Source organism: Brachybacterium sp. B718/18, from assembly GCF_055454375.1.
Genome location: NZ_JBVDDO010000003.1, coordinates 215,848 through 232,389, shown reverse-complemented (window position 1 = coordinate 232,389; position 16,542 = coordinate 215,848). Strand labels below are relative to the sequence as shown.

Here is a 16,542-nt window from a genome sequence, read left to right as displayed (position 1 = left end):
CCGACGCCCTCTCACACCCTCGGAAGGACCACCATGACCTCGACCGCCGTCGCGCTGTCCGCAGCCCCCGCCCGCGAGGAGGCCGCAGCCCGCGCAGAGGCTCGGTTCGTCGAGTCCTTCGGGTATGCGCCCGACGGCGTGTGGTCCGCCCCGGGCCGCGTGAACATCATCGGCGAGCACGTCGACTACCAGGACGGGCTCTGCCTCCCGATGGCGATCTCGCACCGCTGCTTCGCCGCCGCGGCCCGCACCCCCACCGACCGGGTGCGCCTGCGCTCGGTGCAGGACGACGTGGTGCTCGACCTCGACGCCCAGCAGCTCGAGCCCGGCGCCGTCGAGGGCTGGCCCGCCTACGTGGCCGGCGTGCTGTGGGCGCTGCGCCCCTACATCTCCGGCGCCGTCACCCAGGGCATGGACATCCTCATCGACGGCCAGGTGCCGCTCGGCGCGGGCCTGTCCAGCTCCGCCGCCCTCGAGTGCGCCGCCGCCGAGGCGATCGAGGCGCTGCTCGGCCTCGGCACCACGCGCCTGCAGCGGGTGCGCGCCGCGATCACCGCCGAGACCGACTTCGCCGGGGCCTCGACCGGTGGCCTGGACCAGTCCGCCTCGGTGCTCTCCCGCGCCGGACACGCCCTGTTCCTGGACTGCCGTGACTTCTCCACCCGGCCCGTGCCGTGGGACCTCGCCTCCCAGGGGCTTGCCCTGCTGATCACCGACACCCGCGCCGAGCACTCCCACGTCGACGGCGAGTACACCGCGCGCCGTGCCGACAGCGAGCGGGCCGCCGCCGAGTTGGGCGTCGCCGCCCTGCGCGACGCCGCCGTGGCGGACGTCGAGCGCATCGCGGATCCGCTGGTGCGCCGCCGCGCCCACCATGTCGTCACCGAGATCCAGCGCGTGCGCGAGTTCGACGAGCTCCTCGCCGCCGGGACCGTCCGCGAGAACGTCGCGGCGCTCGGCGCGCTGCTGAACGCCTCCCACGACTCGCTGCGCGACGACTACGAGGTGACCGTCCCCCAGCTCGACGTGGCCGTCGACGCCGCCCGCGCCGCGGGCGCCCACGGGGCGCGCATGACCGGCGGCGGCTTCGGTGGCTCGACCATCGCCCTGATCGAGGCCGACGCCGCGGAGCAGGTCGCGAGCGCCATCGCCGCGGCCTTCACCGAGCAGGGCTTCACCGCTCCGCAGTTCTTCCTCGCCCTCCCCGAGGAAGGGGCGGGACAGGACCGCTGAGCCACTCCCGCACCCCGGCGAGCAGGCGCTCCTGCACGGCGGTCGGGGCGGCGGAGAGCCGGATCGAGGAGGCCGCGAGGGCGGCCAGTCCTGCGTCGTCGATGCCCATGGCCCGGGCGGTGCGGTACTGGTCCACCAGGCGCGAGCCGAACAGCAGCGGGTCGTCGGCGCCGAGCGCCACCTGGGCGCCCGCCTCGAGCAGGGTCCGCAGGGGGACCAGCTCCGGTGCGGCGACCACGCCGAGTGCGGCGTTCGAGGCGGGGCACACCTCGAGACCGATGCCGGCGGCGACGATCCGCTCGAGCAGCGCCGGGTCCTCCGCGGAGCGCACCCCGTGACCGAGCCGGTGCGGCCCGAGGTGGTCGACCACCTCGGCCACGTGCATCGGACCCAGCAGCTCCCCGCCGTGCGGGACCGACAGCAGGCCCGCCTCGCGGGCGATCCGGAAGGCCCCGGCGAACTCGGCGGTCGCGCCGCGCCGCTCGTCGTTGGACAGGCCGAAGCCGACCACCCGCCCTGCGTGGCGCGCGGCGAGGCGGGCGAGGGTGCGGGCGTCCAACGGGTGGCGGGTGCGGGAGGCGGCGACGACGATGCCGAGGCTCACCCCCGTGGCGCGCTCGGCCCGCTCCGCCTCGTTCAGGACGATCTCGAGGGCCGGGGTGATGCCGCCGACGAAGGGGGCGTAGCTCGTCGGGTCGACCTGCAGCTCGAGCCGCCCGGAGCCCTCGGCGGCATCGTCCTCCGCGGCCTCCCGCACGATGCGCCGCATCGCCGCCTCGGAGTCGACGACGGCGCGGGCCGCGTCGTACTGCCGCTGGAAGCGGAACCAGCCGCGATGGGTGGGCTCGACCGAGAGCGCCTCGTCGTCCGTGAGCGAGCGGGGCAGGCGGATCGAGCGCTCGGCGGCGAGCTCGCGCAGGGTCGTAAGGCGCATCGACCCGGTGAAGTGCAGGTGCAGATGCGCCTTCGGCAGCGCCGTGAGATCCCGGCCGGTCACTGGACCCGCGGCGTCACTCGGAGAGCAGGGCGATGACCCGGTCGATGCCGGTGGCGAGGTCCTCGTCGTTCAGCGCGTAGGAGAAGCGCAGATGACCGGGGGCGCCGAAGGCCTCGCCCGGCACGGCCGCGACCTCCGCCTCCTCGAGGATCACGGTCGCGAGCTCGGCCGAGGTGGTCACCTCGCGGCCGCGCACGGTGCGGCCGAGCGCCCCGGAGACGTCCGGGAAGGCGTAGAAGGCACCGGTCGGCGTGGGGACCGTGAAGCCGGGCACCGCGGCGAGCTTCTCGAGAATCGTGCGGCGCCGACGGTCGAATGCGGTGCGCATCTGGTCGACCGGCTCCATCGGCCCGGTGAGCGCCGCGAGCGCCGCCCGCTGCGCGATGTTGTTGACATTCGAGGTGAGATGCGACTGCAGGTTCGCCGCGGCCTTGATGACGTCCGCCGGACCGATCACCCACCCGACCCGCCAGCCGGTCATCGCGAAGGTCTTCGCGACGCCGCCGAGGATCACCGTGGTGTCGGCGAGCTCGGGGACCGCGCGCAGGATCGAGGTGAAGGCGACGCCGTCGTAGGTGAGGTGCTGGTAGATCTCGTCGGTGATCACCCAGATCCCGTGCTCGAGCGCCCAGCGGCCGATCTCGGCGAGCTGCTCCGCGCTGAGCACGACCCCGGTGGGGTTGGAGGGCGAGCAGACCAGCACGGCGCGGGTGCGTTCGGTGCGGGCCGCCTCGAGCTGCTGGAGGGTGGGGACGTACCCCTGGTCGACGCCGGCGAGCACCGGGACCTCGACGCCACCTGCGAGGCGGATCGCCTCGGGGTAGGTGGTCCAGTACGGGGCGGGGAGGATGACCTCGTCCCCCGGGTCGAGCAGGGTCGCGAAGGCCTGGTAGACGGCCTGCTTGCCGCCATTGGTGACGAGGGTCTGCGCCGCGTCGAAGGGGACCGAGGTGGAGGCGGTGGCGGCCTCGGCGAGAGCCTGGCGCAGCGCCGGCAACCCGGCGGCGGGGGAGTAGCGGTGGGAGGCCGGATCCTGCGCGGCCTCGATCGCGGCATCCACGATGTGCTGCGGCGTGGGGAAGTCCGGCTCGCCCGCGCCGAAGCCGATCACGGGACGGCCCGCGGCCTTGAGAGCCTTCGCCGTCGCGTCCACCGCGAGGGTGGCCGAGGGGGCGATCGCGCCGACGCGCCGCGAGATACGGCGCGGGGCGGCGGGTGCCGCGGTGCTGAGCGGTGCGTCGGGGGAGCCGGTGGGGCTTGCGGGGTGCGCGTCGTCGGTGGTCACCGGCCCATCGTGGCAGAGGACGGGCCGGCGTGCCAGGCGATCACGAGGAGTGGGCGGCCGCGCGCCCCGAGCGCGCTCAGAGCGTCCCGGAGCGCGGCGGGACGTCCCGCGATGTGATCTGCTTCCAGGCGATTCGCCCGCGGGCCGCTGGACTTGTATGCTGGTCGCTGGCAAGAAACGCCGCCCCTCCCCGGAGGGTCGCGATCCTGGCTCGCGAGGGGTCTCCCCCGCGAAGGGCAGTGGCGCAATTGGTAGCGCAGCGGTCTCCAAAACCGCAGGTTGCAGGTTCGAGCCCTGTCTGCCCTGCCGGTCCGGCCGGGGTCACCCCCGGCCGGGCGCGGATGACCTCGACCAGATGGGACAGCCCCCTGTGAACTCCAGCCAGAACGCTCCGTCGACGCCCGCCACGGGTGACGCGCAGGGCTCCGGGTCCTCGAACCCGTTCCTGGCCATCGGACTGTTCATCCGGCAGATCCTCGCGGAGCTGCGGAAGGTCGTCGTGCCGACCCGGCGCGAGCTGCTGGTCTACTCGGTCACCGTCCTGGCCTTCGTCATCGTGATGATCGTGCTGATCTTCGGCCTCGACGCCGCGTTCAGCTGGCTGTCCCGGGTCGCGTTCACGGTCCCCGACGCGGGGCTCTGAGCCCCCTTCGTCCCCTACGCCGTCTGGAAGGCAGAAACCCGCTGATGAGCGAGCAGACCTCGACCCCCGATGAGTCCTACCAGGACGCCGACGACTCCCTGTCGTTCTCGGCGTCCGCGCCCGACGAGTCTGCCGACGACGCGCTGGTCGACCTGGAGCCGTCGGACGAGGACCTGGCCGGCGCGGAGGATCCCTTCGCCCTCGAGCAGCAGGACGAGGCCGACGACGCCGAGCAGCCCGCCGAGTCGGAGGAGCCCACCGCGGACGAGGCCGACGTCGACTCGGACCTGGCCGATGAGCCCGTCGACGCCGATGAGTCGTCCGACGTCGACGAGTCCGACGAGGAGGCCGAGGCCGACGAGTCCGACGAGGAGGCCGAGGCCGATCCGCTGCTCGAGCTGAAGATGCACCTCCGTGCCGCCCCCGGCGAGTGGTACGTCATCCACTCCTACTCCGGTCACGAGAACCGCGTGAAGACCCAGCTGGCCACGCGCACCGAGACCCAGGACATGGAGGAGTACATCTTCGAGGTCCAGGTCCCGATGGAGGACGCGACCGAGGTCAAGAACGGCCAGAAGAAGATGGTCCGCCGCGTGCGCATCCCCGGCTACGTGCTGGTGCGCATGGACCTGACCACCGAGTCCTGGCGCGTCGTCCGCGACACCCCGGGCGTGACCGGCTTCGTCGGCGACGCGACCGACCCGACGCCGCTGACCTTCGACGAGATCTACTCGATGCTCGCGCCGTCCGTCGGCCTGCCCGAGAAGAAGCGCTCCGCCGGCGGTTCCGCCCCGAAGGCCGCCGCCGCGCAGAAGGTGCCCGACTTCCAGATCGGCGAGTCCGTCACGGTCATGGACGGCCCCTTCGAGACCATGCCCGCGACCATCAACGAGATCCACGCCGAGGCGCAGAAGCTGCAGGTGCTGGTCTCCATCTTCGGTCGCGAGACCCCGGTCGAGCTCGCCTTCGACCAGGTCGCCAAGATCTGACCGGTCCGCCGGTCCGCGGAGTACGACCAGGATCACGCCTGATTCCGGTCGACTCCCGCGCGGCGCGCTAGTAGCGTCGCACCCTGGGCCCTCCGTGCGCGCACGAGGGTCCGCAGTGGGAGGAGCCGTGATGAGCTCCGCCCGTACCACGTCCCAGAAGAGGAGGAGTCGATGGCTCCCAAGAAGAAGATCGCGAGCATCATCAAGCTCCAGATCCAGGCCGGCCAGGCCACGCCTGCGCCGCCCGTGGGTCCCGCGCTCGGCGCTGCCGGCGTGAACATGATGGAGTTCGTGAAGGCGTACAACGATCGCACCGCGGACATGCGCGGCAACATCGTGCCCGTGGAGATCACGGTCTACGAGGATCGTTCGTTCACCTTCATCACCAAGACCCCGCCGGCCGCCGAGCTCATCAAGAAGGCCGCTGGCCTGCAGAAGGGCTCCGCGACCCCGCACACGGTCAAGGTCGGCAAGCTGACCCAGGCTCAGGTCCGCGAGATCGCGGAGACCAAGATGCCTGATCTGAACGCGAACGACATCGAGGCCGCGGCGAAGATCGTCGAGGGCACCGCTCGTTCCATGGGCATCACGGTGGAGGGCTGATCCAGATGGCATTCCGTAGCAAGGCATACCGGGACGGCGCCGCCAAGATCGAGGCCGGCCGTCAGTACTCGCCGCTGGACGCGCTGCGTCTGGCCCGCGCGACCTCGCCGTCGAAGTTCGACGGCTCCGTCGAGGTCGCCATGCGTCTGGGCGTCGACCCGCGCAAGGCCGACCAGATGGTCCGCGGCACCGTCAACCTGCCCAACGGCACCGGCAAGACCGCCCGCGTCATCGTCTTCGCGACCGGTGCGCAGGCCGATGCCGCTCGTGAGGCCGGCGCTGACGAGGTCGGCGACGACGAGCTGATCGAGAAGGTCGCCGGCGGCTGGACCGACTTCGACGCCGCGGTGGCGACCCCGAACCTGATGGGCAAGGTCGGCAAGCTCGGCCGCGTCCTCGGTCCGCGTGGTCTCATGCCGAACCCGAAGACCGGCACCGTGACCATGGACGTCACCAAGGCCGTGAACGACATCAAGGGCGGCAAGATCGAGTTCCGCACCGACCGTGCCGCGAACCTGCACTACATCGTGGGCAAGACGTCCTTCACCGAGCAGCAGCTCGTGGAGAACTACGTCGCGGCCCTCGACGAGATCCTGCGTCTGAAGCCGTCCTCCTCGAAGGGCCGCTACATCACCAAGATCACCGTGTCCACCACCATGGGCCCGGGCATCCCGGTCGATGTGAACCGCACGCGCAACCTCCTCGAGGACACCGACGAGGCCTGATCGACGTTCTGCGAGGAACGAGCGGTAGGAGATCAGGCAGTGCGGTAGGGCCTGATCGACGTCTCGTCCGATGCCCCGTCCACCATCACGGTGGGCGGGGCATCGTGCTGTCCGGGACTACGAGACCTACGGTGGTCGGGTGACCGATCTGCTCTCCCTGACCCGCAGCGACCTGACGCCGGAGGAGCTGGTGCGCTCGGCGGGGGAGGTCCTCGCCCGCTTCGACCACCGCACGCAAGACTCCGGAAACGTGGCCTGGCTGGTCAGGACGTCCTCCGGAGAGTTCTTCGTGAAGTCGGCGGGGGAGGAGATGCCGCCGGTCGGCGCACCCGTGCCCGTGCTCGACAGGCCCTCGAGGGTGCACCTGCTGCGGACCGCGGTCGAGATCGCGCGCGGCATCGAGCATCCTGCCCTCGCACGGCTCCGCACCGTGATCGAGCTCCCGTCCGGACCGGTCCTGGTCTACGACCGCGCCCCCGGGGAGCTCGTCGGCGTCCCGTCCGCACGTCGGGACGACCCGGACTCCACTTACCGCCGCTTCGCCACCGCTCCGCCGGCGGTCCGCCTCTCCGTCTTCGACCAGCTGATCGAGGCGCATCGCGCTCTGGAGGTGGCGGGCTGGGTGGCCTGCGACCTGTACGACGGCTGCCTCATGGTGGATCTTGCCACCGGACGCCTCACCCTGATCGACCTCGACACCTACCGCCGCGGTCCCTCCACCAACGACATGGGCAGGATGTTCGGATCGAGCCGATTCATGGCCCCGGAGGAGTTCACGAAGGGCGCGCCGCTCGACGCACGCACGACCGTGTTCACCCTCGGCCGACTTCTGCGGCACTTCGGGACCGGGCTCACCGAGGAACTCGAGGACTTCTGCGGAGGCTCGGCCCGAGCGGCAGTGGTGGAGCGGGCGACACAGCGGGAGAGAGCGGTGCGGCAGGGGAGCGTGGGTGAGCTCGCCGCGGAGTGGACCGCAGCGCGAGACGCGGGCGCCGCGCCCTGAGGGTGCCGGCGGTCCGGAGCTCGCGGCCCGGCGATGCCCTCGCCCCGCCGCGCCCGCAGAATTGCCCGCTGTGCTTCCAGATCGGGAAGCACAGCGGGCAATACCGTCGGAGGGGTCGAACGGTCAGCCCTCCCAGGCGGCCTCGATGATCTCCTTCAGCTCGCTGAGCAGCGGCTGCCGGGGGTTAGCCGGGGTGCACTGGTCCTCGTAGGCCCGGTAGGCGAGGTCGTCGATGGTGCGGTCGAGGTGCTCCCGGGTCACGCCGTTCGCCTCGAGGCTGAGCTGGATCCCCAGGTCCTCGGCGAGCTCGCGCACCGCCGCGATCAGGGACTCGACACCCTCCTCGGTCGTGGACGCCGGCAGCCCCGCGGCCCGCGCGAGGTCCGAGAAGTCCCGATCGGCTCGGAAGGACTCGTACCTCGGGAAGATCGCGCGCTTCACGGGCCGGGACGCGTTGTACCGGATCACGTGCGGCAGGAAGATCGCGTTGGTCCGCCCGTGGGCGAGGCCGAACTCGGCGCCGCACTTGTGCGACAGCGAGTGCACGATCCCCAGGAACGCGTTGGCGAACGCCATGCCTGCGAGCGCCGAAGCGTTGTGGACCCGCTCCTTGGCGACCGGGTCGTCCTCGAGCACGGCGGGCCGCAGATTCGCCAGCAGCAGCTGCAGCGCCTGCACCGACAGGCCGCGGCTGAAGTCGCTGGCCATCGTGGACACGTAGCTCTCGATCGCGTGGGTGAGGGCGTCCATGCCGGAGTCGGCGGCGGTGCGCCGCGGCACCGTGTCCACGAACTGCGCGTCGACGATCGCGACCGACGGCGTGAGCGCGTAGTCCGCGAGCGGGTACTTCACGTGCGTCTCGGCGTCGGTGATCACCGCGAACGGCGTGCATTCGGAGCCGGTTCCTGCGGTCGTCGGCACCGCGACCAGCTGCGCCTTCGCCCCCATCGTGGGGAAGCGGTAGGTGCGCTTGCGGATGTCCATGAACTTCTGCTTCATCCCGAAGTAGCTCGCCTCGGGGTGCTCGTAGAACAGCCACATGCCCTTCGCGGCATCCATCGCCGAGCCGCCGCCGAGGGCGATCACGCAGTCGGGGCGGAAGCGCTCCATCTGCTGGGCGCCCTCGAAGACGGTGGTCGAGGAGGGGTTCGGCTCGACGTCGGAGAACACGGTCCACTCCACGTCGCCGCGCCGGCGCAGCTGGTCCAGCACGATGTCGACGTAGCCGAACTGCACCATGCCCGGGTCGGTCACCACGAACACCCGCGAGATGTCGGTCATGTCCTGGAGGTACTGGATCGAGTACCGCTCGAAGTAGGTCTTCGGCGGGACCTTGAACCATTGCATGTTGTTCCTCCGCTCGGCGATGCGCTTGATGTTCAGCAGGTCGGCGGCGCCGACGTTGTGCGAGACCGAGTTGTGGCCGTAGCTGCCGCAGCCGAGGGTCAGCGAGGGCAGGAGCCCGTTGTAGACGTCGCCGATGCCGCCGAGGGCGCTCGGCGAGTTGACGATGATGCGGCAGGCCCTCATCCGCAGCCCGAACTCGCGCTCCAGCTCCGGATCGGTGGCGTGGAGGACCGCGGTGTGGCCGAGCCCGCCGAACTCGAGCATCTCCTCGCAGCGGTCGAGGCCCTCGGCCCGGTCCTTCACGGTCGCGACCGCGAGGACGGGGCAGAGCTTCTCGCGGGAGAACGGGTCCTGCTCGCCGACTCCGTCGATCGGGACGAGCAGCAGCGTCGTCCCGTCGGGGATCGTGAAGCCGGCCAGCTCCGCGATGGCGGCGGCGCTCATGCCGACCACGCCGGGCGCGATCATGCCCCCCTCGGTGACCATGACCTCCTGCAGCTTCTTCTTCTGCGCGGCAGTGACGAGGTGCGCGCCCTGGGCGGCGAACTCGTCGAGCACCGCGGTGCGCACGTCCCGGTGCAGGAAGATCGCCTGCTCGGACGCGCAGATCATCCCGTTGTCGAAGGTCTTGGAGAGGATCAGGTCGTTGACGGTGCGGGCGATCGGCGCGGTGCGGTCGACGTACACGGGCACGTTGCCGGGGCCGACGCCGAGGGCCGGCTTCCCGGTGGAGTACGCGGCGCGCACCATGCCCGCGCCACCGGTCGCGAGGGTCAACGCGACACCCGGGTGGTTCAGCAGCGCGGTGGTCGCGCCGAGCGACGGCTCCTCGATCCACTGGATGCAGTCGGCAGGGGCGCCGGCGGCGACGGCCGCGTCCCGCACCACGCGGGCGGCCTCCACAGAGCAGCGCTGGGCCGACGGGTGGAAGGCGAAGATGATCGGGTTGCGGGTCATCACGGCGATGAGCGCCTTGAACATGACCGTCGAGGTGGGGTTCGTGACGGGGGTGACCCCGGCGACGACGCCCACGGGCTCGGCGATCTCGGTGATGCCGCGCTGGGTGTCCTGGGAGATGACGCCGACGGTCCGGTCGTCCTTCATCGAGTTCCAGACGTACTCGGTGGCGAAGAGGTTCTTCGTGCACTTGTCCTCGAAGAGGCCGCGTCCGGTCTCCTCGACCGCGAGCCGCGCGAGCGGCATGTGCTGGTCGACGCCGGCGAGGGCCATGGCGTGGACGATGGAGCGGATCTGCTCCTGGGTGTACGAGGCGTAGGCGGCCAGCGCGTGGCGTCCGCGCTGGGCGAGCTCGTCGATCATGGCGGCGACGGTGTCCTCGGTGGTGGGTTCCGTGGGGGTCGATGTGGTGCTCATGTCCCTGTCCTGTCCGCGGGACCGGTCGATCCCGTCACCTCGACAGTAAGTGGGCTGGATCATGGCGTCCAGCACCCGCTCGCAGCGAAAAGTCCGCAGGTCAGAGCGTTCTTCGAGCTCTCCCGCGGCGATCGCGGGAGCTGGTGCCGACAGGGCTCGCGGGACCTCGTACCCCTTGCTGATCTGCGGGTTAGGCGGTGCACTGGAGACTGGGGGAGGAGGCGGCGCAGCCGGCCCGTCGGCCGCGCGCGGAGGCCCGGAGGACCGAGGTCCCCCGATCTCGGGTGCGGGGCGACGGTGAGGGGATGTGGGCGGATCGCGACTTTCGTCGACGGCCTGTGTCCGGCATGTTCCCGCCATCCTGAGTTCACGTGCTTGCTCGGTGCACCACGTAGATTCGCGACATGACCTTCGTGGGACTTGACCTTGGGAGCTGGGCTGAGTGGATCGCGGCCATCGCCGCGGGGATCGGGACCCTGCTCAGCATCTTCGCTCTTCGTCGTGCAGGGGAGGCGAACCGGACCGCCGAGAGGACGCGTCAGGAAGCTCTCGCTGCAGCCCAGGCGGCGGAGAGTCGAGAATCCGACCGGGACCGCCGTGCCGAGGAGCAGCGTCAACGGGTCGAGGAGGCCGAGGCGGCCCGCGACCGTCGGGAGAATCAGCGGGCATCGCGTGAGGCGGAGCGGGAGCATCGTCAGCTCGCCGGGAGCGTGCAGTCGTGGTGGGCTAAGAACGATGCCGGGGAATGGGGAGTGCTCGTCTCGAACGAGATCGGTCCCGGCTCGGTCTTCCATGACGTCGAGATCTCGACAGTGGGCAACAAGTTCAGTCGGACGGTCACGATAGAAACCCTGCCGCCGGGACGGTTCTGGGTGACGAGCGGAACCGCGGCCACCCCGTGGGGGCTCCCCAAGCCGATCGACGAGACCGCGCGCCTCGACCCGCTGATGCGCAGTCAGAACCACGGCGTGACGGCGATCTCCTTCACCGATCCGCTCGGGAAGCGGTGGTGCTGGACGCCGCAGGACGGCTTCGCCTCCTGAGGGCGGAAGCATCTCGAACCGATCTCCCGCGATGTGACCGAGACCGCCGAGCGCGGCATGGCGCCGCCGCGGAGGCTGGTCTAGAGTTGTGCCTACCGAAGACCGCCGGTCGTCGCCCTCCCCGTGGAGAGCGACCGAAGCGCTCCCTCCTGGGGCGGCCTGCGCAGGTGACCTGAAGCGATCCGCACGGATCCCGCCCTCGTGGCGACATCGTGCGCCTGGCCTCGACACCTGCGTGTCGAGGCCTTTCCTGTGTCCGGGGTGGTTCAGGCAGGCGGCGAGAGACCTCTGGAAGGAGGGCCATGGCGAAGCCCGAGAAGGTGGACGCCGTCGCCGAGATCGCGGAGCTGTTCCGTGCATCCGACGCCGCTGTCATCACCGAGTACCGAGGCCTCAGCGTGGGGGAGCTCAAGGAGCTCCGTCGCTCGCTGGGCTCCGAGACGACCTACGCCGTGGTGAAGAACACGCTCACGGAGATCGCCGCCCGCGAGGCCGGCATCACCGCTCTCGATGGCACGCTCAGCGGTCCGACCGCTATCGCCTTCATCAAGGGCGAGCCGGTGGAGCCTGCGAAGGCTCTGCGTGACTTCGCCAAGACCCACGACAAGCTCGTGGTCAAGTCCGGCTACTTCGAGGGCAAGCTGCTCTCGGAGGAGGACGTCACCAAGCTCGCGGACCTCGAGTCCCGCGAGGTCCTGCTGGCCAAGGCCGCCGGCGCCATGAAGGCGTCGATGTCCAAGGCCGCCGCCGTGTTCAACGCGCCGCTGTCCAAGGCAGTGCGCACCGTGGACGCGCTGCGGGCCAAGCAGGAGGCCTGAGGGGCCCCTGCCTCCCTCCCGGATCGGCTGCCTGAGGCCGACCGGACTGTTCGACCTGGCGCGTGAGCGCCGCACAACACCGCAGGGACCCCGGTCCCGCCAACAGGAAGGAACGCCACCATGGCGAAGCTCAGCAACGACGAGCTCATCGAGGCTTTCAAGGAGATGACTCTCATCGAGCTCTCCGAGTTCGTGAAGCAGTTCGAGGACGTCTTCGAGGTCACCGCTGCCGCGGCCGCCCCCGTGGCCGTCGCCGCTGCCGGCGGTGCCGGCGCGGATGCCGCCGCCGAGGAGGAGAAGACCGAGTTCGACGTCATCCTCGAGTCGGCCGGTTCCGCCAAGATCGCCGTCATCAAGGAGGTGCGCGGCATCACCTCGCTCGGCCTCAAGGAGGCCAAGGCTCTCGTCGACGAGGCTCCCAAGCCCGTCCTCGAGGGTGTCAAGAAGGAGGACGCCGAGGCTGCCAAGGCGAAGCTCGAGGAGGCCGGCGCGACCATCACCATCAAGTGATCCCGTGCGCGCGCTCCGGCGCGCGCCGCATCTGATGGCAGTCGCACTGCTCCGGAAGGGCCGTCCCGCTGATGCGGGGCGGCCCTTGTGCACGTCCGGGGTCCGTGCGTCCGACGTCCGCGCCGCGCGTCCTGCTTGACTGTGACGAGAATTCCGGCCATTCTGTCTGCCGTACGGAGCCGTCCCTGCCGCATGTGCGCGGTGGTCGATCCCCTCGGGATCCCGCCCAGCCGGTCGAGCCAGACGGGCAGGGGGCGCCGACAGAACCTCCGCGCCAGGCATATGGCGGTCGACGCGGATGGACCGGTCGTTGCAGCGCCCTTGTGTCCATCCGTGTTCTTCGCTATGCTCGGTCCTTGCGCCATGCGACGCCCTGGGTTCTGCCGCTCCGGTACCTGCTCCACTGCCCTGATGGGTGTTCGCCGCGCCTGGGATTCCGTCATCGGCCTGTGGAAGGACCCCCCTTGGCTGCCTCGAGCACCGATCGCACCACTGACATCGCACTTCGCACCGCCTCTCCTCGCGTTACTTTCGCGAAGCTCGGCGACCCCATCGACGTTCCGGATCTGCTGAGTCTGCAGACCACCTCGTTCGACTGGCTGCTGGGCAACGAGCGCTGGCAGGAGCGTGCGGCCGAGGCCGCCGCCGCCGGCCGCGAGGACGTCCCGCAGACCTCGGGTCTGGCCGACATCCTCGAGGAGATCTCCCCGATCGAGGACTTCGCCGGCAACATGTCGCTGTCCTTCCGCGACCACACCTTCGACGACCCGAAGTACACGGTCGACGAGTGCAAGGAGAAGGACCTCACCTACGCCGCTCCGCTGTACGTCATCGCGGAGTTCATGAACAACGAGACCGGTGAGATCAAGACCCAGACGGTCTTCATGGGCGAGTTCCCGCTCATGACCGACAAGGGCACCTTCATCATCAACGGCACCGAGCGCGTCGTCGTCTCGCAGCTGGTCCGCTCCCCGGGCGTGTACTTCGAGGAGTCGATCGACAAGACCTCCGACAAGCACATCTTCTCGGCGAAGGTCATCCCCTCGCGCGGCGCCTGGCTCGAGTTCGAGGTCGACAAGCGCGACCAGGTCGGCGTGCGCATCGACCGCAAGCGCAAGCAGTCCGTCACCACCCTGCTGCAGGCCCTCGGCATGTCCCACAGCGACATCCTCGAGGAGTTCGGCGAGTTCGAGTCGATGCGCTCCACGCTCGAGAAGGACCGCATCACCTCGCAGGACGAGGCGCTCATGGACATCTACCGCAAGCAGCGCCCGGGCGAGCCGCCCACGCGCGATGCGGGCGAGGCCATGCTGAACAACCTGTACTTCAACGCCAAGCGCTACGACCTGGCGAAGGTCGGCCGCTACAAGATCGGCAAGAAGCTCGGCCTCGAGGGCAGCCTCTCCGAGTCGACCCTGCGACTGCAGGACGTCGTCTCGACCATCAAGTACATCGTCGCCCTGCACGACGGTGTCACCGAGTACACGAGCGTCGACGACCGGCCGGTCCGTGTCGAGACCGACGACATCGACCACTTCGGCAACCGTCGCATCCGCGCGGTCGGCGAGCTGATCCAGAACCAGGTCCGCACGGGCTTGTCCCGCATGGAGCGCGTCGTCCGCGAGCGCATGACCACGCAGGACGTCGAGGCGATCACCCCGCTGACGCTGATCAACATCCGTCCGGTCACCGCGGCGATCAAGGAGTTCTTCGGGACCTCCCAGCTGTCGCAGTTCATGGACCAGAACAACCCGCTCTCGGGCCTGACCCATAAGCGTCGTCTCTCGGCGCTGGGCCCCGGCGGCCTCTCCCGCGACCGTGCGGGCATGGAGGTCCGTGACGTCCACCCGAGCCACTACGGCCGCATGTGCCCGATCGAGACCCCTGAGGGTCCGAACATCGGCCTGATCGGCTCGCTCGCGACCTTCGCGCGGATCAACCCGTTCGGCTTCGTCGAGACCCCGTACCGCAAGGTCGAGAACGGCGTCGTCACCGACGAGATCGTATACCTCACCGCCGACGACGAGGACCGCAAGGTCATCGCCCAGGCCAACGCGAAGATCGACGAGAGCGGCCGCTTCCTCGAGGAGGCCGTGCTCTCGCGCACCACCGGCGGCGAGCCCGAGCTGGTGCCGCCGACCGAGGTCGACTACATGGACGTCTCCGCGCGTCAGATGGTCTCCGTCGCGACCGCGATGATCCCCTTCCTCGAGCACGACGACGCGAACCGCGCGCTCATGGGCTCGAACATGCAGCGCCAGGCCGTGCCGCTGCTCCGCGCCGAGATGCCGCTGGTCGGCACCGGTATGGAGCGTCGCGCGGCGGTCGACGCCGGCGACGTGGTCGTGGCCCGCAAGGGCGGCGTCATCGAGGAGCTCTCCGCGGACCTGATCGTCGTGATGGCCGACGACGGCACCCGCCAGACCTACCCGATCGGGAAGTTCCAGCGCTCCAACGCCGGCAACTCCTACAACCAGCGCGTGCTCTTCGACGAGGGCGACCGCGTCGAGGCCGGCTCGATCCTGGCCGACGGTCCCTCGACCGACCAGGGCGAGCTCTCCATGGGCAAGAACCTGCTGGTCGCGTTCATGTCGTGGGAGGGCCACAACTACGAGGACGGCATCATCCTGTCCCAGCGCCTGGTCCAGGACGACGTCCTCACCTCGATCCACATCGAGGAGCACGAGGTCGACGCCCGCGACACCAAGCTGGGCAAGGAGGAGATCACCCGGGACATCCCGAACGTCGGCGACGACGTGCTCGCCGATCTCGACGAGCGCGGCATCATCCGCATCGGCGCCGAGGTCGAGCCGGGCGACATCCTCGTCGGCAAGGTCACCCCGAAGGGCGAGACCGAGCTGACCCCGGAGGAGCGCCTGCTGCGCGCCATCTTCGGTGAGAAGGCCCGCGAGGTGCGCGACACCTCGCTGCGCGTCCCCCACGGCGAGTCCGGCACGGTCATCGCGGTGCAGGTCTTCAACGACGACGAGGACGGCGACATCCTGCCGACCGGCGTGAACGAGATGGTCCGCGTGTACGTGGCCCAGAAGCGCAAGATCACCGACGGCGACAAGCTCGCGGGACGCCACGGCAACAAGGGCGTCATCGCGAAGATCCTGCCCGTCGAGGACATGCCCTTCCTCGAGGACGGCACCCCGGTCGACATCATCCTGAACCCGATGGGTGTGCCCGGTCGTATGAACATCGGCCAGGTCATGGAGACCCACCTCGGGTGGGTCGCCAAGTCCGGCTGGGACGTCGACTCGGACGATCCGATCGCCGAGGCGCTCCCGGACTCCGCCCTGCACGGCGAGCCGGGCACTCCGGTCGCGGTCCCGGTCTTCGACGGCCTCACCGCCGACGAGGTCACCGGCCTGATCAAGAACCACCGCCCCAACCGGGACGGCGTGCGCATGATCAAGGAGAACGGCAAGGCGCAGCTGTTCGACGGCCGCTCCGGCGAGCCGATCCCGGACTCGATCTCCGTCGGCTACATGTACATCCTCAAGCTCCACCACCTGGTCGACGACAAGCTGCACGCCCGTTCGACCGGCCCCTACTCGATGATCACGCAGCAGCCGCTGGGCGGTAAGGCGCAGTTCGGCGGCCAGCGCTTCGGCGAGATGGAGGTGTGGGCCCTCGAGGCGTACGGCGCGGCCTACGCGCTCCAGGAGCTGCTGACCATCAAGTCCGACGACATCTCGGGCCGCGTGAAGGTCTACGAGGCGATCGTCAAGGGCGAGAACATCCCCGAGCCCGGCATCCCGGAGTCCTTCCGCGTGCTGCTCAAGGAGATGCAGTCGCTGTGCCTGAACGTCGAGGTCCTCTCGTCCGACGGCACCGCCCAGGAGGTCCGCGAGAGCGATGAGGAGGTCTTCCGCGCCGCGGAGGAGCTCGGCATCGACCTGTCCCGCCGCCCGCACGAGGGCGTCGGCTCCATCGAAGAGGTCTGAGCGACGGGGGCGCTCGCGG

Annotated in this window: 13 protein-coding genes and 1 tRNA gene; 11 read left to right on the top strand and 3 right to left on the bottom strand. The window is 70.1% G+C overall.

The window, feature by feature from the left end:
• The first annotated feature begins 33 nt into the window (after positions 1 to 33).
• Complete coding sequence (gene galK / locus ACZCAH_RS07405) at positions 34 to 1,233, top strand: galactokinase (RefSeq protein WP_464340452.1); 1,200 nt, start codon at positions 34 to 36, stop codon at positions 1,231 to 1,233.
• Here galK and ACZCAH_RS07400 read toward each other — a convergent pair.
• Both ACZCAH_RS07400 and ACZCAH_RS07395 read right to left on the bottom strand, forming a co-directional pair.
• Entirely contained in the window at positions 1,175 to 2,230 is a 1,056-nt protein-coding gene (locus ACZCAH_RS07400) for an adenosine deaminase (protein ID WP_464340451.1), read from the bottom strand. The two genes, galK and ACZCAH_RS07400, sit on opposite strands and share 59 nt — an antisense overlap.
• Positions 2,231 to 2,243: 13 nt before the next feature.
• On the bottom strand, positions 2,244 to 3,515 hold the full coding sequence (locus tag ACZCAH_RS07395) for a pyridoxal phosphate-dependent aminotransferase (protein ID WP_464340450.1): 1,272 nt from the start codon (positions 3,513 to 3,515) through the stop codon (positions 2,244 to 2,246).
• Positions 3,516 to 3,748: 233 nt separating this feature from the next.
• Between ACZCAH_RS07395 and ACZCAH_RS07390 the strand changes: the two genes are divergently transcribed.
• From ACZCAH_RS07390 to ACZCAH_RS07365, 6 genes are all read left to right on the top strand, one after another.
• Positions 3,749 to 3,821, top strand: a tRNA-Trp gene (locus ACZCAH_RS07390).
• A gap of 49 nt (positions 3,822 to 3,870) precedes the next feature.
• Positions 3,871 to 4,158 (top strand): preprotein translocase subunit SecE, encoded by a 288-nt coding sequence (secE, locus tag ACZCAH_RS07385; RefSeq protein ID WP_329747444.1) that lies wholly within the window; start codon positions 3,871 to 3,873, stop codon positions 4,156 to 4,158.
• 44 nt (positions 4,159 to 4,202) lie between these two features.
• Positions 4,203 to 5,147 (top strand): transcription termination/antitermination protein NusG, encoded by a 945-nt coding sequence (gene nusG, locus ACZCAH_RS07380; RefSeq protein WP_464340449.1) that lies wholly within the window; start codon positions 4,203 to 4,205, stop codon positions 5,145 to 5,147.
• Between the two features lie 171 nt (positions 5,148 to 5,318).
• Entirely contained in the window at positions 5,319 to 5,750 is a 432-nt protein-coding gene (gene rplK / locus ACZCAH_RS07375; protein ID WP_329747446.1) for a 50S ribosomal protein L11, read from the top strand.
• 5 nt (positions 5,751 to 5,755) lie between these two features.
• Positions 5,756 to 6,475: a 50S ribosomal protein L1 gene (gene rplA / locus ACZCAH_RS07370; protein ID WP_329747447.1), complete on the top strand. Its 720-nt coding sequence runs from the start codon at positions 5,756 to 5,758 to the stop codon at positions 6,473 to 6,475.
• A 139-nt stretch (positions 6,476 to 6,614) separates the two neighbouring features.
• Positions 6,615 to 7,478: a protein kinase family protein gene (locus tag ACZCAH_RS07365; protein ID WP_464340448.1), complete on the top strand. Its 864-nt coding sequence runs from the start codon at positions 6,615 to 6,617 to the stop codon at positions 7,476 to 7,478.
• A gap of 123 nt (positions 7,479 to 7,601) precedes the next feature.
• Here the strand turns inward: ACZCAH_RS07365 and adhE are convergent, their stop codons facing one another.
• Positions 7,602 to 10,199 (bottom strand): bifunctional acetaldehyde-CoA/alcohol dehydrogenase, encoded by a 2,598-nt coding sequence (gene adhE, locus ACZCAH_RS07360; RefSeq protein WP_464340447.1) that lies wholly within the window; start codon positions 10,197 to 10,199, stop codon positions 7,602 to 7,604.
• 404 nt (positions 10,200 to 10,603) lie between these two features.
• Between adhE and ACZCAH_RS07355 the strand changes: the two genes are divergently transcribed.
• The 4 genes from ACZCAH_RS07355 to rpoB all read left to right on the top strand — a co-directional run bounded on the left by ACZCAH_RS07355 (position 10,604) and on the right by rpoB (position 16,523).
• Complete coding sequence (locus tag ACZCAH_RS07355; RefSeq protein ID WP_464340446.1) at positions 10,604 to 11,242, top strand: hypothetical protein; 639 nt, start codon at positions 10,604 to 10,606, stop codon at positions 11,240 to 11,242.
• Between the two features lie 302 nt (positions 11,243 to 11,544).
• Positions 11,545 to 12,060 carry a 50S ribosomal protein L10 gene (gene rplJ / locus ACZCAH_RS07350; RefSeq protein WP_329747450.1) on the top strand — a complete coding sequence of 172 codons (516 nt, stop codon included), beginning with the start codon at positions 11,545 to 11,547 and terminating at the stop codon, positions 12,058 to 12,060.
• Between the two features lie 120 nt (positions 12,061 to 12,180).
• Positions 12,181 to 12,570, top strand: a complete 390-nt coding sequence (rplL, locus tag ACZCAH_RS07345; protein WP_329747451.1) for a 50S ribosomal protein L7/L12 — start codon at positions 12,181 to 12,183, stop codon at positions 12,568 to 12,570.
• 464 nt (positions 12,571 to 13,034) lie between these two features.
• Entirely contained in the window at positions 13,035 to 16,523 is a 3,489-nt protein-coding gene (rpoB, locus tag ACZCAH_RS07340; protein WP_464340445.1) for a DNA-directed RNA polymerase subunit beta, read from the top strand.
• Positions 16,524 to 16,542: the final 19 nt, after the last annotated feature.

Bases quoted from the DNA above. Each gene is read 5' to 3' on its own strand.
- secE (WP_329747444.1), top strand. From the start codon at position 3,871: ATGGGACAGCCCCCTGTGAACTCCAGCCAGAACGCTCCGTCGACGCCC.
- galK (WP_464340452.1), top strand. From the start codon at position 34: ATGACCTCGACCGCCGTCGCGCTGTCCGCAGCCCCCGCCCGCGAGGAG.
- rplL (WP_329747451.1), top strand. From the start codon at position 12,181: ATGGCGAAGCTCAGCAACGACGAGCTCATCGAGGCTTTCAAGGAGATG.
- nusG (WP_464340449.1), top strand. From the start codon at position 4,203: ATGAGCGAGCAGACCTCGACCCCCGATGAGTCCTACCAGGACGCCGAC.
- rplA (WP_329747447.1), top strand. From the start codon at position 5,756: ATGGCATTCCGTAGCAAGGCATACCGGGACGGCGCCGCCAAGATCGAG.
- adhE (WP_464340447.1), bottom strand. From the start codon at position 10,199: ATGAGCACCACATCGACCCCCACGGAACCCACCACCGAGGACACCGTC.
- rplJ (WP_329747450.1), top strand. From the start codon at position 11,545: ATGGCGAAGCCCGAGAAGGTGGACGCCGTCGCCGAGATCGCGGAGCTG.
- rplK (WP_329747446.1), top strand. From the start codon at position 5,319: ATGGCTCCCAAGAAGAAGATCGCGAGCATCATCAAGCTCCAGATCCAG.
- ACZCAH_RS07355 (WP_464340446.1), top strand. From the start codon at position 10,604: ATGACCTTCGTGGGACTTGACCTTGGGAGCTGGGCTGAGTGGATCGCG.